Annotated in this window: 3 protein-coding genes; all 3 read left to right on the top strand. The window is 67.6% G+C overall.

Going from position 1 to position 24202, the window contains the following annotated elements; all coding sequences use genetic code 11:
• The first annotated feature begins 161 nt into the window (after window positions 1-161).
• Genes HU735_RS04165 through HU735_RS27010 form a run of 3 tightly spaced genes read left to right on the top strand, consistent with a single transcriptional unit; the run spans window position 162 to window position 24202 of the window.
• The gene (locus HU735_RS04165; protein ID WP_186712534.1) at window positions 162-3566 is read left to right on the top strand and encodes a non-ribosomal peptide synthetase; all 3405 of its coding nucleotides are present in this window, start codon (window positions 162-164) and stop codon (window positions 3564-3566) included.
• Between the two features lie 8 nt (window positions 3567-3574).
• Complete coding sequence (locus HU735_RS04160) at window positions 3575-14515, top strand: amino acid adenylation domain-containing protein (RefSeq protein ID WP_346655348.1); 10941 nt, start codon at window positions 3575-3577, stop codon at window positions 14513-14515.
• Window positions 14516-14530: 15 nt separating this feature from the next.
• Window positions 14531-24202 carry a non-ribosomal peptide synthetase gene (locus HU735_RS27010; protein WP_186712532.1) on the top strand — a complete coding sequence of 3224 codons (9672 nt, stop codon included), beginning with the start codon at window positions 14531-14533 and terminating at the stop codon, window positions 24200-24202.

Raw genomic sequence — 24202 nt, 5'->3', positions numbered from 1 at the left:
GCGAACTCTTGTGGGAGCGGCCTTGCGTCGCGAAAGGGGCGCGCAGCGCCCCCGGGGCTCCAGAGTCGAACGCCTGCCGCTAAATCATCCCCCCGCCCATTCGTTCTTGTTGATGCGCCCGGACCTTCCGGTCGCGCCGCCGATCAGCAAGGACCTCACACATGAATGCCGCAGACGCCCAGAAACTTTCCCGTCGTTTCATCGAGTTGCCCCTGGACAAGCGCCGCTTGTTCCTCGAAGGGATGCGACGCGAGGGCATCGATTTCGCGCAGCTGCCCATGTCGTCCTGTGTTGGCCTGAGCGAGCGCGACGGCCTGTCCTACGCCCAGCAGCGCATGTGGTTCCTCTGGCAGCTGGAGCCCCGCAGCGCCGCCTACAACCTGCCGATGGCCGTGCGCCTCGACGGCGAGCTGCAGGTCGAGGCGCTGGAGCGGGCGTTCAGCCTGCTGGTCGCCCGCCACGAATGCCTGCGCACCACCTTCGCCCAGGACGGCGAGCGGGCGTTGCAGCGGGTGGCGGAACCGGCGCCGGTGAGCATCCAGCTGTTCGACCTGGCCGACCTGCCTGAAACCACGCGCTGGGAACGCGCGCACCAGCAGATGGCGGCCCAGGCCACCCAGGCCTTCGACCTCGAAGGCGGGCCGCTGTTCGGCATCGCCCTGTTGCGCCTGGCGCCCCAGGAGCACGTGCTGCTGCTGACTCTGCATCACATCATCGCCGACGGCTGGTCGATGAACATCCTGATCGATGAATTCATGCGCAGCTACGACGCCCTGGTGGCGGGGCGCGAGCCGCAGCTGGCGGAGCTCAAGGTGCACTACCGCGACTATGCGCTGTGGCAGCGCAGCTGGCTGGAGGCCGGCGAGCGCGAGCGCCAGCTGGACTACTGGCGCGAGCAGCTGGGTGACGAGCACCCGTTGCTGGAGCTGCCGACCGACCGGCCGTACCCGGCCCAGCCCAGCCACCTCGGCGAGCGCCTGGAGCTGGTGCTCGACGCTGGCCTGCGCGAGGACCTGAAGCAACTGGCCCAGCAGCACGGCGTGACCCTGTCCACGGTACTGCTGGCCGTGTTCAAGACCCTGCTGTACCGCTACAGCGGCCAGACCGACATCCGTGTCGGCGGCCTGATCGCTAACCGCAACCGCAGCGAGACCGAAGGGCTGGTCGGCTTCTTCGTCAACACCCAGGTGCTGCGCAGCCAGTTCACCGCGCAGACGCCATTCAGCGACCTGCTGCGCAGCCTGCACCAGGCCTCGGTCGGCGCCCAGGCGCACCAGGATTTGCCGTTCGACGCGCTGATCGAGGCCCTGCAGCCCCAGCGCAGCCAGAGCCATACGCCGCTGTTCCAGGTGATGTTCAACCACCAGCCGCTGGTCACCGACCTCAATGACGTGCGTCTGGACTGCGGTCTGCGCGTGGGCTACCTGAGCGCCGAGCAGCTGGCCGGCAGCCGCCGCCAGCATGCCGCCACCAGCGACCTGATGCTCGACACCCGGGAGGAGGGCGAGCAACTGTTCGCCGCCTTCACCTATGCCACCGACCTCTTCGACGAGGCCACCATCGCCGCCCTTGCAGGGCACTGGCGCAACCTACTGCGCGCGGTCTGCCAGGCGCCGCGCCAGCGCCTGGGTGAGTTGCCGCTGCTGGCCGAGGCCGAGCGCCAGGCGCTGCTGTGCCCGGTGGCCGAGGTGCCGCCGCTGGTGCCGGTGCAGCGCCTGTTCGAAGTCCAGGCCGCCCGCAGCGGCGAGGTCTTGGCACTGATCCTGGCCGACGGCGCCGCGGCACCGTCGATGAGCTATGCCGAACTCAATATCCGCAGTAATCGCCTGGCCCATCACCTGCGCCGCCAGGGTGTCGGCCCCGATGTGCTGGTGGGCGTGGCCCTGGATCGCTCGCTGGACCTGGCCGTGGCCCTGCTGGCCGTGCTCAAGGCCGGTGGCGCCTATGTGCCGCTGGACCTGCAGGCCCCGGCCGAACGCCTGGGCCATGTCTTCGAGGACAGCGGCCTGCAATGGCTGCTGACCACCACCGCCCAGTTGCCCGGCCTGCCGGCGCAGGACGGGCTGCGCTGCCTGTGCCTGGATCAGCTGGCGCTGGACGATGAGTCGGCGGACGACCTGGCGCTGACCGTCACGCGTGACAACCTGGCTTATGTGATCTACACCTCCGGCTCCACCGGCCGGCCCAAGGGCGTGGCCATCAGCCACGGCGCCCTGAGTGAGTTCATCGCCCGCGCCATCGACTACAGCGACCTGCGCGAAGGCGACCGCGTCCTGCAGTTCGCCACCAGCAGCTTCGACGGCTTCGTCGAGCAGTTCTTCCCGCCGCTGTGCCACGGCGCCTGCGTGGTGCTGCGCGATACTCGCCTGTGGGACAGCGCCGCCCTGCACGAGGTGCTGATCAGCCACGGCGTGACCCTGGCCGACCTGCCGGCCGCCTACTGGTACTGGCTGGTGCAGGACTTCGCGGCGCGTCCACCGGCCAACTACGGCGCGCTGCGCCAGATCCATGTCGGCGGCGAGGCGATGGCGGTGGACGGCCTGCGCCTGTGGCAACTGGCCGGGCTGGGGCATGTACGCCTGCTCAACACCTATGGCCCGACCGAGGCCACGGTGGTGTCGACCATCCACGACTGCACCGGGCTCGGCCACGAGGCGGTGTCCTGGCGCGGCATCCCCATCGGCCAGGGCCTGGCGCAGCGCCGGCTGTACATCCTCGATGATGACCTCGAACTGCTGCCGCAGGGCGCCGTGGGCGAGCTTTACATCGGCGGCCCGGGCCTGGCCCGTGGCTACCACGGTCAACCGGCGCTGAGCGCCCAGCGCTTCGTCGCCGACCCGTTCGCCCATGGCGAGCGCCTGTACCGCACCGGCGACCGTGCGCGCCTGGGCGCTGACGGCGCCATCGAGTACATCGGCCGGGTCGATCATCAGGTCAAGGTGCGGGGCTTCCGCATCGAACTCGGCGAGATCGAGGCGCGCCTGCAGCAGTGCCCGGGCGTGCGTGAGGCGGTGGTGCTGGCCCTGCCGATGACCGGCGGCCTGCAACTGGTGGCCTATGTGGTGCCCGACGCCGCCGAACAGGATGCCGCCGAACAGGCGCGTTTTCGCCAGCAGGTGCGCAGCCTGCTCAAGGCGCGCCTGCCCGAATACATGGTGCCCGGCCACCTGTTGCTGTTGCCGCGCCTGCCCCTGACGCCCAGCGGCAAGCTGGACCGCAATGCCCTGCCGGCGCCGGACCCGAGCGCGTTGCAGGCTGAATACCGGCCGCCACAGAGTGCCACCGAGCAGCAACTGGCGCAGATCTGGATGCAGGTGCTGGGCGTGGCCAAGGTCGGCCTGGACGATCACTTCTTCGAGCTCGGCGGGCATTCGTTGCTGGCCGCCCAGGTGCTGGCGCGGATCAAGGACCAGCTGGGCCTGGTGCTGCCGTTGCGCAGCCTGTTCGAACACCCGGCGCTGGGCGACCTGGCCGCCGAGCTGGGCCGCCTGGAGGGCGGCGATAAGGATGACGACTGGTCGGATATGGATGCGTTCATGAGTTCGTTGGAAGGGGTTGAGGCATGAGTGGCAACATGGCGGTACGCATTGCGAAACGGTTCGTCAGCCTGCCTCTGGAGCAGCGCCGGCAGTTCCTCGCCAAGCTGCGCGAGGACGGCAAGGACTTCAGCCTGTTGCCGGTGGTCGAGTCGCGTCACGACTTCGCCAGCATCCCCTTGTCCTTCGCCCAGCAGCGCCTGCTGTTCCTCTGGCAGTTGGAGCCGCACAGCGCGGCCTACAACATGGCGGCCGGCCTGCGCCTTAGTGGCCGGCTCGACGTGGCGGCCCTGCAGCGCTCGTTCGAGCACCTGGTGGCGCGCCACGAGGCGCTGCGCACGGTGTTCCAGGTCGATGGCGAACAGCCGCGCCAGGTGATCCTCGAGACCCAGGCCGTGCCGCTGGAACAGGTCGATCTCACCGCTGTCGCCAGCGAGCGGCGCGAGGCCGAGCTGGCCGCGCAGGTGCGCGAGGCCAGCCACCAACCCTTCGACCTGCTGCACGGGCCGCTGCTGCGCGCCAGCCTGTACCGGCTGGCGGCCGAGGACTATGTGCTGCTGGTGAGCATGCACCACATCGTCTCCGACGGCTGGTCGATGGACGTGATGGTCAAGGAGTTCGTGCACAGCTACCAGGCCTTCAGCCAGGGCCAGGCGCCGCAGTTGCCGGCGCTGGAGGTGCAGTACGCCGACTATGCGATCTGGCAGCGCAGCTGGCTGGAGGCCGGCGAGGGCGAACGCCAGCTCGACTACTGGCGCCAGCAACTGGGCCAGGAGCAGCCGCTGCTGGAGGTGGCCGCTGACTTTGCCCGCCCGCTGACCCAGAGCTTCGACGGCCAGACCCTGAGCTTCGACTTCGGCGCCGAGCTGTCCCGACGCCTGGGCGGCTACGCCCGCGCCCAGGGCATGACCCTGTTCATGCTGGTGCTGGCGGGCTTCTCGCTGTTCCTCTCGCGCCAGGCCGGGCAGCGTGATATCCGCATCGGCGTGCCCAACGCCAACCGCGGCCGCGCCGAGGTCGAGGGGCTGATCGGCTTTTTCGTCAACACCCAGGTGCTGCGCTGCCAGGTGGACGAGCGCCTGAGCTTCGACGACCTGCTGGCCCAGGTGCGCGAGGCGGTGCTCGGCGCCCAGGCGCACCAGGAACTGCCATTCGAGCAACTGGTGGACGCACTGGTGCCGGAGCGCAACCTGGGCCACAACCCGCTGTTCCAGGTCAAGTTCAACCAGAACGTCGGCATGCAGCGCCAGCGCTCGCTGGCCCTGCCGGGCCTGAGCGTCGCCGAGTACCCGCTGGACAAGGTCGGCACCCACTTCGACCTGGCGCTGGACATCACCGACGACGGCCAGCTGATCCATGGCGAGATAACCTTCGCCAGCGACCTCTACCAGCGCGCCACGGTGGAGGCGTTCATTCCGGCGTTCATCGAGCTGTTGGGCCAGTTGCTCGACGCGCCGCAACTGCCGTTGCATCGTCTGGCCGCGCCGCTGCGTGTCGGGCAGGAGTCGGAGCGCGAGGCGCCGGCACTGGTGCTGGAGCAGTGGCAGCAGCAGGTGCAACGCCAGCCCGAGGCGCTCGCCGCCCGCGGCCTGGAGCACAGCCTGAGCTTCGCCGCCCTCGATCAGGCCGCCAACCGCCTGGCCCATCACCTGCAACGTCAGGGAGTGACCCGCGGCCAGCCGGTGGCGGTGCTGATGGAGCGTTCGCTGGATTGGCTGACCGGCATGCTCGGCATTCTCAAGGCCGGCGCCGTGTACATGCCGCTGGATACCAAGGTGCCTGAAGCACGCCTGCGGCAGATGCTCGACGCGGCGCAGGCCAAGGTGCTGTTGTGCGCCGCCGGCGATGCGCGACTGACCAGCCTGGCCGCCGCCGATCGCCTGACCGTGGGCTATGTGCCCGAACAATGGCAAGACCTGCCGACCAGCGCGCCGGCCATCACGCTGTGGGCCGAATCGCCGGCCTATGTGATCCACACCTCCGGCTCCACCGGCCAGCCCAAGGGCGTGCTGGTCAGCCATGGCGCCCTGGCCAGCTACGTCGCCGGCCTGCTCGAGCGTCTGGCGCCAGCGCCGGAGGCGAGCATGGCGCTGGTCTCGACCATCGCCGCCGACCTGGGTCACACCGTGCTGTTCGGCGCCCTGTGCGCCGGGCGCCTGCTGCACGTGCTGCCCGAGGCACTGGGCTTCGACCCGGACGCCTTCGCCCGCTACATGGCCGAACACCGGGTCGGTGTGCTGAAGATCGTCCCCGGCCATCTGGCGGCGCAGCTGCAGGCCGGCACGCCCGCCGATGTGCTGCCCGAGCAGGCGCTGATCGTCGGTGGCGAGGCCTGCACGCCAGCCCTGGTGGAGCAGGTGCGCCGACTCAAGCCGGGCTGCCGCCTGATCAACCACTATGGCCCGAGCGAGACCACGGTCGGCGTGCTGACCCATGAGGTCTCGACCCTCGCCGCCGAGGCCCGTGCCGTGCCGGTGGGCACGGCCCTGCCGGGCGCCCATGTGCTGCTGCTCGACGATGTGCTCAATCCGGTGGCCGACCAGGTCGCGGGCGAGCTGTATATCGGCGGTGCCAGCGTGGCCCAGGGTTACCTGGGCCAGCCGGGCCTGACCGCCGAACGCTTCGTGCCGGACCCGACACGGCCGGGCCAGCGCCTGTACCGCAGCGGCGACCGCGTGCGGCGCAACCGCGTGGGCCAGGTGGAGTTCATCGGTCGCGCCGACGACCAGGTCAAGGTGCGCGGTTATCGCGTTGAACCAGCCGAAGTGGCACGGGTGCTGCTGGGGCTGGACGGGGTCGCCGAGGCGGTGGTCCTGGCCCAGCCGGTGGACGGCGACGAGACCCGCCTGCAACTGGTGGGCTGGTGCGTGGGGCAGGGGCTGCAGGGTGAAGTCTTGCGCCAGCAACTGCAGGACCGTCTGCCGGACTACATGGTGCCGGCGCAGATCCTGGTCCTGGAGCGCCTGCCGCTGACCGCCAACGGCAAGCTCGACAAGCGCGCCCTGCCGGCACCGGGTGTCGCCCGGCGCCAGTACACCGCGCCGGTCGGCGAGATCGAGCAGGCCCTGGCGGCGATCTGGGCCGAGGTGCTCAAGCTCGACCAGGTCGGCAGCACCGACAACTTCTTCGAGCTGGGCGGCGACTCGATCCTCAGCCTGCAGATCATCGCCCGGGCCAAGCGCCAGGGCATCAAGCTCAGCCCCAAGCAATTGTTCGAGAAACAGACCATCGGCCAGCTGGCGGCAGTGGCCAAGCGCATCGAGAAAAAGGCCGCGGCGGTCGAGCAGGTCAGCGGCACACTGGCGTTGCTGCCGATCCAGGCGCGCTTCTTCGAAACCGACATCCCCGAGCGCCAGCACTGGAACCAGGCGCTGCTGCTCAAGCCGACCCAGGCGTTGCGCGCCGACTGCCTGACGGGCGCGCTGCAGGCTTTGGTCGACCAGCACGACGCCCTGCGCCTGCGCTTCACCCAGCGCGATACCTGGCAGGCCGAGTTCCAGGCCGGCAAGGCCGAGGAGATGCTTTGGGTTCGCGCGTTGAGCGACGTGGCTGAGCTGCCGGCCCTGGCCGAGCAGGCCCAGCGCAGCCTCGACCTGGCCAAGGGGCCGCTGCTGCGGGCGTTGCTGGTCGACCTGCCCGAAGGCCAGCAGCGTTTGCTGCTGGTGATCCACCACCTGGTGGTCGACGGTGTGTCCTGGCGGGTGCTGCTGGAAGATCTGCAACTGGCCTACACCGTCCTGGCCGCGGGCAAACCGCTGACGCTGGCGGCCAAGAGCAGTTCGCTCAAGGCCTGGGCCGAGCGCCTTGGCGCCTATGCCCGCAGCCCCGAACTGCTGTCTGAGGCCGACTACTGGCTGGACGGCCTCGCAGCTGCTGGCGATGAATTGCCACGGGACAATCCGGCGGGCGCCCAGACCAACCGTCACGTCGCCCATGCCTCGTCGCGCCTGGACGCCGCGCTGACCCGCAAGCTGCTGCAGGTGGCGCCTGCCGCCTACCGCACCCAGGTCAACGACCTGCTGCTGGCGGCCCTGGCGCGGGTGCTGTGCGACTGGACTGAAGAGGAATCGGTGCTGATCCAGCTCGAAGGCCATGGCCGCGAGGACCTGTTCCCGGAACTGGACCTCAGCCGCACCCTGGGTTGGTTCAGCAGCCTGTTCCCAGTGCGACTGACGCCGGCCCATGGGCTGGGCGCGGGGCTGTGCGCAGTCAAGGAGCAGTTGCGGGCGGTGCCGAACAAAGGCATCGGCTACGGCGTGCTGCGCTATCTCGGCGAGCCCGACCTGCGCGAGCGCCTGGCGGCATTGCCGCAGCCGCGGGTGACCTTCAACTACCTGGGGCAGTTCGACGGCAGCTTCGCCGAGGCCGAGGGTGCCCTGTTCACCCCGGCCAGCGAGGGCAGCGGCGCCACCCAGGACCTGGACAGCCCGCTGGGCAACTGGCTCGGCATCACCGGGCAGGTCTACCAGGGCGAGCTGGAACTGGACTGGAGCTTCAGCCGCGAGGTGTTCCGCCGCGAAACCATCGAAGCCTTGGCGCGTCGCTACGAGCAGGTGCTGGCCGAGCTGGTCGAGCACTGCGCCCAGGCGCCGCATCAGGGCGTCACGCCATCGGACTTCCCGCTGGCCGAGCTGACCCAGGCGCAACTGGATGGCCTGCCGCTGGCAGCCGGGGAGATCGAAGATCTCTACCCGCTGTCGCCGATGCAGCAGGGCATGCTGTTCCACAGCCTCTACGAGCAGGCGGCGGGCAACTACATCAACCAGCTGCGCGTGGATGTGCGCGGGCTGGACATGGCGCGTTTCCGTGCAGCCTGGCAGGCGGTGGTGGACAACCACGAAGTGCTGCGCAGCTGCTTCCCGCAGGATCTGCCGGCACCGGTACAGGTGGTGCGCCGTCAGGTACAGGTGCCGTTCGTCGAGCTCGATCAGCCCCAGGATGCGGATGCCGTGGCCCAGGCCGAACGCCAGGCCGGTTTCGACCTGGCCAGCGGTCCGCTGCTGCGCCTGACGCTGATCCGCACGGGCGATGACAGCCATCACCTGATCTACACCAGCCATCACATCCTGATGGACGGCTGGAGCAGCTCGCGCCTGCTGGGCGAGGTGCTGCAGCGCTACAGCGGCGTGACGCCGAGCGGTAAGACCAGCCGTTACCGCGACTATATCCAGTGGCTGCAAGGCCAGGACCAGCAGGCCAGCGAAACCTTCTGGCGCGGGCAGGTGGCCGAGCTGCAAGAGCCGACCCGGCTGGTCCAGGCATTCAAATCCTCGGTCCAGGGGCAGGGCCATGGCGCCCTGGCGCTGCGTTTCGAGGCGCAGCAGACCCGGCAGCTGGCGGACTTCGCCCGGGACCAGCGGGTCACCCTCAACACCCTGGTCCAGGCCGCCTGGCTGCTGCTGTTGCAGCGCTACACCGGCCAGGCCAGCGTGACCTTCGGTGCCACCGTGGCCGGACGCCCGGCCGAGTTACCGGGTGTCGAGGAGCAACTGGGGCTGTTCATCAACACCTTGCCGGTGATCGCCAGTCCGCGCCCGGAACAGACCGTGGGCGACTGGGTGCAGCAGGTCCAGGCGCTGAACCTGGCCTTGCGCGAACACGAGCACACGCCGCTGTACGAGATCCAGCGCTGGGCCGGCTGGAGCGGCGAGGCGCTGTTCGACAACATTCTGGTGTTCGAGAACTACCCGGTCGCCGAGGCGCTGCAACAGGGCGCACCGCAGGGGCTGCAGTTCGGCGAGGTGCTCAACCAGGAGCAGACCAACTACCCGCTGACCCTGGTGGTGCAAGTGGGTGAGCGCCTGGAGGCGAGCTTCAGTTTCGATCGCCAGTGCTTCAGTGAGCAGGCCATCGACCAGTTGGCGGGGCACTTCCAGCACCTGCTTGCGCAGTTGGCTGTTGACGGTGAGTGTGCCCTGGGTGCACTTAGCCTGCCGGTGGAAGACCTGCAGGTGGTGGCCAGCTATCCGAGCACGGCTTGCACTCATGAGCTGATCGAGGCGCAGGCGGCAAGTACGCCTGAGGCAATTGCCGTGACCTTCGCCGGGCAGTCGCTGAGCTACGACCAGCTCAACCGCCGCGCTAACCGCCTGGCTCACAAACTGCGCGAGCAGGGCGTGGGGCCGGATGTGCTGGTGGGCATCGCCGTGGAGCGTGGGTTCGAGATGATCGTTGGCCTGCTGGCGATCCTCAAGGCCGGGGGCGCCTATGTGCCACTGGATCCGGAATATCCGCAGGACCGCCTGAGCTATATGATGGAAGACAGCGGCATTCAACTGCTGCTGACGCAAGGTCATCTGCTGGCCGATCTGCCCGTGCCGGCGCAGGTTCGTAGCCTGAAGCTGGAAGACGATCTGGCCGGCTACAGCGACGAAAATCCTGCGCACCTGACTCAGCCGAACAACCTGGCCTACGTGATCTACACCTCAGGCTCTACCGGCAAGCCGAAAGGTACGCTGCTGCCGCACCACAACCTGCTGCGCCTGTTCAAGGCCACCGATGCGTGGTTCGGCTTCGGTCCGCAGGATGTGTGGACGCTGTTCCACTCGTACGCGTTTGACTTCTCGGTCTGGGAGATCTTTGGTGCGCTGCTGCACGGCGGTCGCCTGGTGATCGTGCCGCGTGAAACCACGCGTTCGCCGGAAGACTTCCACCAGCTGCTGGTGGAGCAGGGCGTGACTGTACTGAACCAGACCCCGTCGGCGTTCAAGCCGCTGATGCGAGTGGCCTGTGACAGTGCTGATGATCTGGCACTGCGTTACGTGATCTTCGGCGGTGAAGCCCTGGATGTGGCGGCGCTGCAACCCTGGTTCGAGCGCTTCGGTGAAGACTGCGACAACCTGATCAACATGTACGGCATCACCGAGACCACGGTCCACGTGACCTACCGGCCGATCCGCTTCGCCGATACGCAACAGCCGGGTAGCCCGATCGGTGCGGCGATCCCGGACCTGTCGATGTACGTGCTGGATGCCGACTTCAATCCGGTGGCCAAGGGCTGCACAGGTGAACTGCACGTCGGCCACGCCGGCCTGGCACGCGGTTACCACAACCGTGCCTCGCTGACTGCCGAACGTTTCGTGCCGGATCCGTTCTCCAGCGAAGGCGGGCGCCTGTACCGCACCGGCGACCTGGCGCGTTATCGCGGTCAGGACATGATCGAATACGTGGGCCGGATCGACCACCAGGTGAAGATCCGTGGCTTCCGTATCGAACTGGGCGAGATCGAGGCACGCCTGCAAGAACATGCGTCGGTGCGCGAAGTGCTGGTGCTGGATATCGACGGGGCAGGGGGCAAGCAACTGGCCGCTTATCTGATCGCCCAGGACGCCAACGCCGATCACGCCACTCTGCGCGACAGCTTGAAGCAGCACCTGAAAGCCAACCTGCCGGACTACATGGTCCCCACCCACTTCCTGGTGCTGGAGCAGTGGCCGCTGACCGCCAACGGCAAGCTGGACCGCAAGGCCTTGCCGAAACCGGACGCCAGTCAGCTGCAACAGGGCTACGTGGCCCCGCGTACGGCGCTGGAACAACAGCTGGCCGCGATCTGGAGCGAAGTGCTGAAAGTCGAGCAGGTTGGCCTGCACGACAACTTCTTCGAACTCGGCGGTCATTCGCTGCTGGCCACCCAGGTGACCTCGCGCATCCGCCAGCGCCTGGAGCTGGAAGTCCCACTGCGCAGCCTGTTCGAGTCCGCCGACCTGCAGACCTTCGCCCAGGCTGCCGGCCAGGGTTCGGCCAGCCAGGCGCCAGCGTTCACTGTCGTGGACCGCAGCCAACCGCTGCCGCTGTCCTACGCCCAGCAACGCCAGTGGTTCCTCTGGCAGTTGGAGCCTGAAAGCGCCGCCTACAACATCCCATCGGCCCTGCGTCTGAAGGGCGACTTGAATATCGAGGCACTGCGCAGCAGCTTCGCCGCGCTGATCGCCCGTCACGAAACCCTGCGCACCACCTTCAGGCAGCAGGGCGACAGTGCCGAACAGGTGGTTCACCCGACGCTCGATGTACCGCTGCAGGTCGCGTCGGCTGCCCTGGATGAAACGGCGCTGCAGGCCTGGGTCGAGGCCCAGGTGCGCGAGCCGTTCAACCTCGAGCACGGCCCGCTGCTGCGCGCCCGCCTGCTGCGCCTGGCCGCCGACGACCATGTGCTGGTGCTGACCCTGCACCATATCGTCGCCGACGGCTGGTCGATGCCGATCATGGTCGACGAACTGGTCCGCGGCTATGAAAGCCATCTGCAGGGTAAGGCCCCGCAGCTACCGCCCTTGGCGTTCCAGTACGCCGACTATGCCGCCTGGCAGCGCCAGTGGATGGAGGCCGGCGAGCAACAGCGCCAGCTGGACTATTGGCAAGCGCGCCTGGGCAGCACTCAGCCGATCCTCGAACTGGCCACCGACCACCCGCGCCCGGCCGTGCAGCAATACGACGGTGCTCGCCTGCAGGTGAGCCTTGAGCCGGGCCTGGTCGCCCAGCTCAAGGCACTGGCCGGGCAACAGGACGTGACCCTGTTCATGCTCCTGCTGGCGTCGTTCCAGGCCTTGCTGCATCGCCACTCCGGTCAGGCCGACATCCGCGTCGGCGTGCCGGTGGCCAACCGCACCCGGGCCGAGACCGAAGGGCTGATCGGCTTCTTCGTCAACACCCAGGTACTGGATGCCCGCTTCCAGCCGCAACTGCGCTTCGACGAACTGCTGCAACAGGTCAAGCACACCGCCCTGGGTGCCCAGGCGCACCAGGAGCTGCCCTTCGAGCAACTGGTCGAGGCCCTGCAGCCGGAGCGCAGCCTGAGCCACAGCCCGCTGTTCCAGGTGATGTTCAACCACCAGACCCAGGTGCTGGGCGAGTCCCGCGAGCTGGCGGGCCTCAGCCTGCAGGGGCTGGTCTCGGACAAGCAGACCGCGCAGTTCGACCTGACCCTGGACACCGCCGAGCACGAAGGTGGCCTGAGCGCGACCCTGACCTACGCCACCAGCCTGTTCGAGGCCGCCAGCGTGGCACGCATGGCCGAGCACTGGCGCAACCTGTTGCAGGGCATCTGCCAGGACGCGGCTCAGCGGGTTGCCGACTTGCCGCTGCTGAGCCGCGAGGAGCGCGAGCGCACCCTGCACGCCTGGAATGACAGCGCCGCCGACTATCCACGTGGGCAGACCGTCCAGCAGTTGATCGAGGCGCAGGCCGCGCGCACGCCGCAGGCCATCGCCGCGGTGCTGGGCGAGCAGTCGCTGAGCTACGAGCAACTGAACCGTCGCGCCAATGCCCTGGCCCATCACTTGCGCAGCCTGGGCGTCGGCCCCGATGTGCTGGTGGGGATCGCCGTGGAGCGCAGCCTGGACATGCTGGTCGGCCTGCTGGCGGTGCTCAAGGCCGGTGGCGCCTACGTGCCGCTGGACCCGCAGTTCCCCGAGGACCGCCTGGCCTACATGATGGAGGACAGCGGCATCGCGCTGCTGCTGACCCAGTCCGGCCTGCTGCAGCGCCTGCCGATTCCGCCGCAGGTGCACAGTCTGTGCCTGGACCAGGCGCTGCCGGCCGAGCACGGCGAGGACAATCCGCGCCAGCAGGCACTGCCGGAAAACCTCGCCTACGTGATCTACACCTCCGGCTCCACCGGCAAGCCCAAGGGCGTGACCATCCGCCACGACGCGCTGGTCAACTTCCTCAGCAGCATGGCCCGCCAGCCGGGCATCGATGCTTCGGACAAGGTGCTGTCGCTGACCTCGCTGTCGTTCGACATCGCCGGCCTTGAGCTGTACCTGCCGTTGCTGCGCGGCGCCAGCGTGGTGCTGCTGGGCGAGCAGGTGAACAAGGACCCGCAGGCCTTGCTGGCGGTGATCCAGGCCCAGGCAGTCAGCGTCGTCCAGGCCACGCCATCGACCTGGCGCATGCTGCTGGATGCCGCGGCGCCCGGGGCCTTCGCCGGCAAGAAGGTGCTGTGCGGCGGCGAGGCGCTGAGCGCCGAGCTGGCCCAGCGCCTGATCGCCCAGGCCGGGCATGTGTGGAACGTCTACGGCCCGACCGAGACCACCATCTGGTCGGCCTGCCACTACCTGACCGCCAGCGATGACGTGTGGCTGGGCCGTCCGTTGGCCAACACCCGCCTGCATGTGCTCGGCGCCGAGCTTGACCTGTTGCCGCAGGGTGCGCGCGGCGAGTTGCTGATCGGCGGCGATGGCCTTGCGCGCGGCTACCACAAGCGTCCGGGCCTGACCGCCGAGCGTTTCGTGCCGGATCCGTTCGCCAGCGAGCCGGGCGCGCGCCTGTACCGCACCGGCGACCTGGCCCGCTACCGCGACGACGGCGTGATCGAGTATGTCGGGCGCCTGGACCATCAGGTGAAGATCCGAGGCTTCCGTATCGAGCTGGGCGAAATCGAGGAGCGCCTGCTGCTGCACCCGGCGATCCGCGAGGCCGCGGTGATCGATATCGACGGCCCGGCCGGCAAGCAGCTGGCCGCCTACCTGGTGCTGCACGACGCGCAGCAAGGCGTGGAAGCGCTGCGCGGCGAGCTGCGCGCGCACCTGAAGGCCGGGCTGCCGGACTACATGGTGCCGAGCCACCTGGTGGGCCTGGCGCGCATGCCCCAGACCCCCAACGGCAAGCTGGACCGCAAGGCCCTGCCGCTGCCGGACGCCAGCCAGCTGCAGCCAGCCCATGTGGCGCCGGTCACGGAGCTGGAGCGCAAGCTGGCGGCGATCTGGGCCGAGGTGCTGCACGTCGAGCGGGTGGGCCTGCAGGACAACTTCTTCGACCTCGGCGGGCACTCGCTGCTGATCGTCCAGGTGATCGGCCGGGTGCGCGAGCAACTGGGCGTCGACCTGAGCCTGAACGAGCTGTTCGAGCAGGCCACCCTGGCCGATTTCAGCCAGGTGGTCGAGCGCAAGTCGGGGCAGGTCGCCAACGCCCATGACGAACTGACTAAATCCCTGGAGGCCTTGAAACGTCTTACTGCACAGGAAATAGATAATCTGATCGCTTAGCGGGAGACATTCAAAGTGCAAGAGCTGCTCGACTCCGTAAAGTCGCTGTCCACCAGGGAGCGCAAGGCATTGGCAGCCTTGCTCAAGCGCCAGGGTGTCAACCTCTACGGGGTCACCCCGATCTTCAGAAGGGAATCTGCGGACGGGGCAGCGCTTTCATACGCACAGCAGCGCCAGTGGTTCCTCTGGCAGCTCGATCCGCACAGCGCCGCCTACAACATCCCGGCGGCGCTGCGGCTCAAGGGCGCGCTGGATATCGAAGCGTTGCAGCTCAGCTTCGACAGCCTGGTGGCGCGCCACGAGACCCTGCGCACCACCTTCCGCCAGGAGGGTGACGGCGCGGTGCAGATCGTCCATCCGTCGATGCCATTGGCATTGGCGGTGGAGCCGCTTGCGGTTGCCGATCCTGCGAACCTGGAAGCGGCCATCCGCGCGCGGGTGGAAGCCGAGGTGCAGCAACCCTTCGACCTGCAACAGGGCCCGCTGCTGCGGGTCAGGTTGCTGGTGCTGGGGCCTGAAGAGCATGTGCTGATCCTCACCGTGCACCATATCGTCTCCGATGGCTGGTCCACGCCGATCCTGGTGGACGAGCTGATCCGTCTTTACCAAGGCTTGCGCCAGGGCTTGCCGGTCACCTTGGCCGAGCTGCCGATCCAGTACGCCGACTACGCGCTGTGGCAGCGTGACTGGATGGAAGCAGGCGAGCAGGAACGCCAGCTCGGCTACTGGCGCCAGCAACTGGCCGGCGAGCAACCGCTGCTGGAGCTGCCCGTCGACCGTCCGCGGCCGTCGGTGCAGAACTTCCACGGCGCGCGCCTGGCCATCGATATCGATGCCTCCCTGGCCCAGGCGCTCAAGGCTTTGGCGCGCCAGCAGGGGGTGACCCTGTTCATGCTGTTGCTGGCGTCGTTCCAGACGCTGTTGCACCGCTACAGCGGTCAGGCCGATATCCGTGTCGGCGTGCCGGTGGCCAACCGTGCCCGCGCCGAAACCCAGGGGCTGATCGGTTTCTTCGTCAACACCCAGGTACTCAAGGCCGAGTTCGCGCCACAGACCACCTTCACCGCGTTGCTGCAGCAGGTCCGCGAGGCCGCGCTGCAGGCCCAGGCGCACCAGGACCTGCCGTTCGAACAGCTGGTCGAGGCGCTGCAGCCCGAGCGCAGCATGAGCCACAACCCGCTGTTCCAGGTGCTGTTCAACCACCAGGCCGAAAGCCCGGGCATGGCTCGTCAGCTGGGCGAGTTGCAGGTCGAGGGTTTGAGCTGGGAAGGGCAGACCACCCAGTTCGACCTGATCCTCAATACCGCCGAGCATGACGGTGGGCTGATCGCGGCACTGACCTACGCCACCTCGCTGTTCGACCCGGCCACGGTCGAGCGCATCGGCCGGCATTGGCGCAACCTGCTGCAGGGCATCTGCCAGGATCACGCGCAGCGTGTGGCGCAGTTGCCGTTGCTCGATGTGGCCGAGCAGGGCGAGTGGAAAGCCGACGTGCAGCGCTATCCAAGCACGGCTTGTGCCCAGGAACTGATCGAAGCGCAGGCGGCGCGTACGCCTGAGGCGATTGCCGTGACCTTCGCCGGGCAGGCGCTGAGCTACGACCAGCTCAACCGCCGCGCCAACCGCCTGGCGCACAAGTTGCGCGAGCAGGGCGTGGGCCCGGATGTGCTGGTGGGCATCGCCGTGGAGCGTGGGTTCGAGATGATCGTCGGGCTGCTGGCGATCCTCAAGGCCGGTGGCGCTTACGTGCCGCTGGATCCGGAGTATCCGCAGGATCGCCTGAGCTACATGATGGAAGACAGCGGCATTCAACTGCTGCTGACGCAAGGCCACCTGCTGGCCGATCTGCCCGTACCGGCGCAGGTTCGCAGCCTGAAGCTGGAAGACGACCTGGCCGGCTACAGCGATGAAAACCCCGCGCACCTGACTCAGCCGGACAACCTGGCCTATGTGATCTACACCTCGGGTTCAACCGGCAAGCCGAAAGGTACGCTGCTGCCGCACCACAACCTGCTGCGCCTGTTCAAGGCCACCGATGCCTGGTTCGGCTTCGGTCCGCAGGATGTGTGGACGCTGTTCCACTCGTACGCGTTCGACTTCTCGGTGTGGGAGATCTTCGGTGCGCTGCTGCACGGTGGTCGTCTGGTGATCGTTCCGCGTGAGGTGACCCGTTCGCCGGAAGACTTCCACCAGCTGCTGGTGGAGCAGGGCGTGACCGTGCTCAACCAGACCCCGTCGGCGTTCAAACCGCTGATGCGGGTGGCCTGTGACAGCGCTGATGATCTGGCACTGCGCTACGTGATCTTCGGCGGCGAAGCGTTGGATGTGGCCGCGCTGCAACCGTGGTTCGAGCGTTTCGGCGAGGACTGCGACAACCTGATCAACATGTACGGCATCACCGAGACCACGGTCCATGTGACCTACCGGCCGATCCGCTTTGCCGATACGCAGCAGCCGGGCAGCCCGATCGGTGCGGCGATCCCGGACCTGTCGATGTACGTGCTGGATGCCGATTTCAATCCGGTGGCTAAGGGCTGCACAGGTGAGCTGCATGTCGGCCATGCCGGTCTGGCACGGGGTTATCACAACCGAGCCTCGCTGACTGCCGAACGCTTCGTGCCGGATCCGTTCTCCAGCGAAGGCGGGCGCCTGTACCGCACCGGTGACCTGGCCCGTTATCGCGGCCAGGAGGTGATCGAATATGTGGGGCGAATCGACCATCAGGTGAAGATTCGCGGCTTCCGTATCGAACTGGGTGAGATCGAGGCACGCCTGCAAGAACATGCGTCGGTGCGCGAAGTGCTGGTGCTGGACATTGATGGGGCAGGAGGCAAGCAACTGGCGGCCTATCTGATCGCCCAGGATCCATCCGCCGAGCACGCCGCACTGCGTGACACGCTGAAGCAGCACCTGAAAGTCAACTTGCCGGACTACATGGTCCCGACCCACTTCCTGGTGCTGGAGCAGTGGCCGCTGACCGCCAACGGCAAGCTGGACCGCAAGGCCTTGCCGAAACCGGACGCCAGCCAGCTGCAACAAGGCTATGTGGCCCCGCGTACGCCGCTGGAGCAACAGCTGGCCGCGATCTGGAGCGAAGTGCTGAAGGTCGAGCAGGTCGGCCTGCACGATAACTTCTTCGAACTCGGCGGTCATTCGCTGCTGGCCACCCAGGTGACCTCGCGCATCCGCCAGCGCTTGGAGCTGGAAGTCCCGCTGCGCAGCCTGTTCGAGTCCGCCGACCTGCAGGCCTTTGCCCAGACCGCCGGCCAGGGTTCGGCCAGCCAGGCGCCGGCGTTTACTGTCGTGGACCGCAGCCAACCGTTGCCACTGTCCTACGCCCAACAACGCCAGTGGTTCCTCTGGCAGCTGGAGCCTGAAAGCGCCGCCTACAACATCCCTTCCGCACTGCGCCTGAAGGGCGAGCTGAACATCGAGGCTCTGCGCAGCAGCTTCGCCGCGCTGATTGCCCGTCATGAAACCCTGCGCACCACCTTCCATCAGGAAGGCGATCAAGCCTGGCAGCGCATCCACCCGGCCAGCGACTTCGACCTGGCCGTCGAAACGGTCAATGCCGAAGCCCTGCAGGCACGTATTGTCGAGGAAACCGCCCAGCCATTCGACCTGGAGCACGGCCCGCTGCTGCGCGCCCGCCTGCTGCGCCTGGCCGCCGACGAGCATGTGCTGGTGCTGACCCTGCACCATATCGTCGCCGATGGCTGGTCGATGCCGGTCATGGTCGATGAAGTGGTGCGCCTGTATGCCGCTCATTGCCAGGGCATCGCCCCGCAACTGCCGGCCCTGGCGTTCCAGTACGCCGACTATGCGGCCTGGCAGCGCCAGTGGATGGAGGCCGGCGAGCAGGCTCGCCAGCTCGACTACTGGCGCCGGCGTCTGGGTGACGAGCAACCGCTGCTGGAGCTGCCGACCGACCGTCCGCGGCCCTTGCAGCAGAGCCACGCCGGCGCACGCCTGGACATCCGCCTGGAGCACGAGCTGGTCGAGGCCCTCAAGGCGACCGCGCGGCAACAGGGCGTGACCCTGTTCATGCTGCTGCTGGCCTCGTTCCAGACGCTGCTGCACCGCCTCAGCGGTCAAGCGCAGGTGCGCGTCGGCGTGCCGGTCGCCAACCGCACCCGGGCCGAGACCGAGGACCTGATCGGCTTCTTCGTCAACACCCAGGTGCTCGACGCCCGCTTCGACCTGCGCACCACTTTCGCCGAGCTGCTGCAACAGGTCCGCCAGACCGCCGTGCAGGCCCAGGCGCACCAGGACCTGCCGTTCGAGCAACTGGTCGAGGCGCTGCAACCCGAGCGCAGCATGAGCCACAGCCCGCTGTTCCAGGTGTTGTTCAACCACAAGGCGGAAAATCCCGGCATGGTCCAGGAACTGGCCGGGCTGCGGATCGAGGGGCTGGACTGGGAAGACCGCACGACCCAGTTCGACCTGGTGCTCAACACGGTCGAGCACGGCGCCGGGCTGAGCGCCATCCTGACCTATGCCACCGCGCTGTTCGACCCGGCCACGGCCGAGCGTCTGGGCGGATACTGGCGCAATCTGCTGCAGGGCATCTGCCAGGACAGCGGCCAGCGCGTGGCGCAGTTGCCGTTGCTCGATGCGGCCGAGCGGGTCGAGCTGCAAGCGGATGTGCAGCGTTATCCAAGTGCCGAGTGCGCCCATGTGCTGATCGAGGCGCAGGCGGCAAGTACGCCTAATGCAATCGCTGTGACCTTCGCCGGGCAGGTGCTGAGCTACGACCAGCTCAACCGTCGCGCCAACCGCCTGGCGCACAAACTGCGCGAGCAGGGCGTGGGGCCGGATGTGTTGGTGGGTATCGCGGTGGAGCGCGGGTTCGAGATGATCGTCGGGCTGCTGGCGATCCTCAAGGCCGGGGGCGCCTATGTGCCGCTGGATCCGGAGTACCCGCAGGATCGTCTGAGCTACATGATGGAAGACAGCGGTATTCAACTGCTGCTGACGCAAGACCATCTGCTGGTCGATCTGCCCGTACCGGCGCAGGTTCGCAGCCTGAAGCTGGAAGACGATCTGGCTGGTTACAGCGAGGAAAACCCCGAGCACCTGAACCAGCCGGACAACCTGGCCTACGTGATCTACACCTCGGGCTCTACCGGCAAGCCAAAAGGCACGCTGCTGCCGCACCACAACCTGCTGCGCCTGTTCAAGGCCACCGATGCCTGGTTCGGCTTCGGCCCACAGGATGTGTGGACGCTGTTCCACTCCTATGCGTTCGACTTCTCGGTCTGGGAGATCTTTGGTGCGCTGCTGCACGGCGGTCGCCTGGTGATCGTGCCGCGTGAAACCACGCGTTCGCCGGAAGACTTCCACCAGCTGCTGGTGGAGCAGGGCGTGACTGTACTGAACCAGACCCCGTCGGCGTTCAAGCCGCTGATGCGAGTGGCCTGTGACAGTGCTGATGATCTGGCACTGCGTTACGTGATCTTCGGCGGTGAAGCCCTGGATGTGGCGGCGCTGCAACCCTGGTTCGAGCGCTTCGGTGAAGACTGCGACAACCTGATCAACATGTACGGCATCACCGAGACCACGGTCCACGTGACCTACCGGCCGATCCGCTTTGCCGATACGCAGCAGTCGGGCAGCCCGATTGGTGCGGCGATCCCGGACCTGTCGATGTACGTGCTGGATGCCGATTTCAATCCGGTGGCCAAGGGCTGCACGGGTGAACTGCACGTCGGCCACGCCGGCCTGGCACGCGGTTACCACAACCGTGCCTCGCTGACTGCAGAACGTTTCGTACCGGACCCGTTCTCCAGCGAAGGCGGGCGCCTGTACCGCACCGGCGACCTGGCGCGTTATCGCGGCCAGGAGGTGATCGAATATGTGGGCCGGATCGACCATCAGGTGAAGATCCGAGGTTTCCGTATCGAACTGGGCGAAATCGAAGCACGCCTGCAAGAGCATGCGTCGGTGCGCGAAGTGCTGGTGCTGGATATCGACGGGGCAGGGGGCAAGCAACTGGCCGCTTACCTGATCGCACAGGACACTAACGCCGATCACGCAACGCTGCGTGACACGCTGAAACAACATCTGAAAGCCAACCTGCCGGACTACATGGTCCCCACGCACTTCCTGGTGCTGGAACAGTGGCCGCTGACCGCCAACGGCAAGCTGGACCGCAAGGCCCTGCCGAAACCGGATGCCAGCCAACTGCAACAAGGCTACGTGGCGCCACGTACGGAGCTGGAGCAGCAACTGGCGGCGATCTGGAGCGAAGTGCTGAAGGTCGAGCAGGTCGGCCTGCACGACAACTTCTTCGAACTCGGCGGCCACTCGCTGCTGGCCACCCAAGTGACCTCGCGCATCCGCCAGCGCCTGGAGCTGGAAGTCCCATTGCGCAGCCTGTTCGAGTCCGCCGACCTGCTGGCCTTCGCCCAGGCCGCCGGCCAAGGCTCGGCCAGCCAGGCGCCGGCATTCACTGTCGTGGATCGCAACCAACCGCTGCCGCTGTCCTACGCCCAGCAACGCCAGTGGTTCCTCTGGCAGCTGGAGCCGGAAAGCGCCGCCTACCATATCCCCGCAGCCCTCCAACTGAAGGGCCGGATCAACCTGGAGGCGCTGCGCCAGGCCTTCGAGGCGCTGGTCACGCGGCATGAGAGCCTGCGCACGACCTTCGAGCAACAGGGGGGCGAGGCACTACAGCGCATCCAGGCGCCCGCGACCTTCACCCTGGTCATGGAGTCGCTGCAGGACACCTCCACCGAGGCCGTCCGCGAGCGGGTGGCCCGGGAGATCCAGCGCCCGTTCGACCTGACCCAGGGGCCGCTGCTGCGGGTACGCCTGCTGCGCCTGGCCGAAGACGACCATGTGCTGGTGCTGACCCTGCACCATATCGTCGCCGACGGCTGGTCGATGCCGATCATGGTCGATGAGGTGGTGAACGCCTACCTGGCCTTGAGCCAGGGCCGCCAACCCGAGCTGCCGGCCCTGGCCGTGCAGTACGCCGACTATGCCGCCTGGCAGCGCCAGTGGATGGCGGCCGGCGAGCAGACGCGCCAGCTCGATTACTGGCTGGCCCAGCTGGGTGGCGAGCACTATGTGCTGCAACTGCCCACTGATCACCCACGTCCCACCGTGCAGAGCCACGCCGGACGCAGCCTCGCCATCGAAGTGCCGGCGCCGCTGGTCCAGGCCCTGAAGGCCCAGGCGCGCCAGCAAGGGGTGACGCTGTTCATGCTGCTGCTGGCTTCGTTCCAGAGCCTGCTGCACCGCCAGACCGGGCAGGCCGACATCCGCGTCGGCGTGCCGATCGCCAACCGCACCCGCGCCGAGACCGAAGGGCTGATCGGCTTCTTCGTCAACACCCAGGTGCTCAAGGCGCAGTTCGAGCTGCACACCACCTTCAGCGAGCTGCTGCAGCAGGTCAAGCACACCGCGCTGCAGGCCCAGGCCCACCAGGACCTGCCGTTCGAGCAACTGGTCGAGGCGCTGCAGCCGGAGCGCAGCCTGAGCCACAACCCGCTGTTCCAGGTGATGTTCAACCACCAGGCCCAGCGCTCGGATCAGGCACGCGAGTTGCCGGGCTTGAGCATCGAAGGCCTGAGCTGGGGCAACCCCACGGCACACCTGGACCTGGCCCTGGACACCTTCGAAAGCGAGGATGGCCTGGGTGCGACCCTGACCTACGTCAGCGACCTGTTCGAGCACGCCACCATCGAGCGCATGGCCGCGCACTGGCTCAACCTGCTGCAGGCGGTCAGCACCCAGCCGGCCCAGCGCATCGTCGAGCTGCCGCTGCTGGACGCAGCGCAGCGCCAGACCATCCTTGAGCAGTGGAGCCGACACGAGGCGGTCTACCCCGACCAGCGTACCGTGCAGCAGCTGATCGCCGACCAGGCCGCGCGCACGCCGCAGGCCACGGCGCTGATCTGCGAAGGGCAGCAGCTCACCTACCAGGCCCTGGACCAGCGCGCCAACCAGCTGGCCCACCGCCTGCGCGAGGAAGGCATCGGCCCGGACGTGCGCGTCGGCATCGCCCTGCCGCGCAGCCTGGACATGGTGGTCGGCCTGCTGGCGGTGCTCAAGGCCGGCGGCGCCTATGTGCCGCTGGACCCCGACTACCCGCACGAGCGCCTGGCCTACATGATGGAGGACAGCGGCATCGTCCTGCTGCTCGGCCACAGCGCACAGCTGCAGGGCCTGGCAGTGGCGCCGCAGGTACGCTGCCTGTGCCTGGACAGCGAACCGCTCGACGCCTGGCCGAGCCATGCGCTGCCTGAACTGGGCGACCCCGACAACCTGGCGTACATCATGTACACCTCCGGTTCCACCGGCCGTCCCAAGGGCGTGGGCATCAGCGCCGCGGCCCTGAGCCGGCACGCCCATGTCGCCAAGGGCTTCTGCGGGCTGTCGGCGGCCGACCGGGTGCTGCAGTTCTCCACCTTCAACTTCGACGCCTTCGTCGAGCAGCTGTACCCGGCGTTGATCTGCGGCGCCAGCGTGGTGGTACGCGGCCCGACGCTGTGGGACAGCGAGACCTTCTACCGCGAAGTGGTGACCCAAGGCATCACCTTCGCCGACCTGCCGACTGCCTACTGGCACCTGCTGGCCAAGGACTTCGCGGCCAAGGGCCCGCGTGACTACGGTGTGCTGCGCCAGATCCACATGGGGGGCGAGGCCATGGCCGCCGACGCCGTGCTGGCCTGGCAACAGGCCGGGCTCGGCTATGTGCGCCTGCTCAACACCTACGGGCCGACCGAGGCCACCGTCAGCGTCATGAGCCATGACTGCAGCGCCTATGTCACCGGCGAGCAGCCCCTGCCGGTGCAGATCCCGATCGGCAAGGCCCTGGCCGGCCGCTCGATCCACCTGGTGGATGCCGACGGTGACCTGGCCTTGCCGGGGGCCATCGGCGAACTGCTGGTGGGTGGCGAGCTGCTCGCTCGCGGTTATCACAACCGCCCGGGGCTGACTGCCGAACGCTTCATCCCCGATCCGTTCGCCACCACGCCGGGTGCTCGCCTGTATCGCACCGGCGACCTGGCGCGCTACCGCGAGCAGGGTGTGGTCGAGTACGCCGGGCGCATCGACCACCAGGTGAAGATCCGCGGCTTCCGCATCGAACTGGGCGAGATCGAGGCGCGCCTGCGCGAGCACCCGGCGGTGCGTGAAGTGCTGGTGGTCGATATCGACGGCCCGGGCGGCAAGCAGCTGGCCGCCTACCTGGTGCCCGACGCGATGCCCGAGGAGGACGGCGGCCTGCGCGCCGAACTCAAGGCGCACCTGGGCGCCAGCCTGCCGGACTACATGGTGCCGATGTACCTGGTGCTGCTCGAGCGCATGCCGCTGCTGCCCAACGGCAAGCTCGACCGCAAGGCGCTGCCGGCCCCCGATACCCGCCAGGCGCAGTCGGCCTACGTGGCCCCGGTCAGCGAGCTGGAACAGCAACTGGCGACGCTCTGGGCCGAGGTGCTGGAGGTCGAGCGGGTGGGCCTGATGGATGACTTCTTCGAGCTGGGCGGGCATTCGCTGCTGGCGGCCCAGCTGATTTCCAAGATCAACTCGGGCCTGGGGATCGACATCCCGCTGCGCCTGCTATTCGAGAAACCGCAATTGAATGATTTTGCCCAGGCCTGTGCCTCCACCGGCCTGTCGTTGAGCGACGACGGCTTGTCCGATATCGAAAGAATGATGAATGAAATGGCGGGCGTCTGA

Origin of the sequence: Pseudomonas sp. BW16M2, from assembly GCF_014268865.1 — a bacterium.
Lineage (GTDB): Bacteria > Pseudomonadota > Gammaproteobacteria > Pseudomonadales > Pseudomonadaceae > Aquipseudomonas > Aquipseudomonas peradeniyensis.
This window is presented reverse-complemented; position numbering and strand designations above follow the sequence as displayed.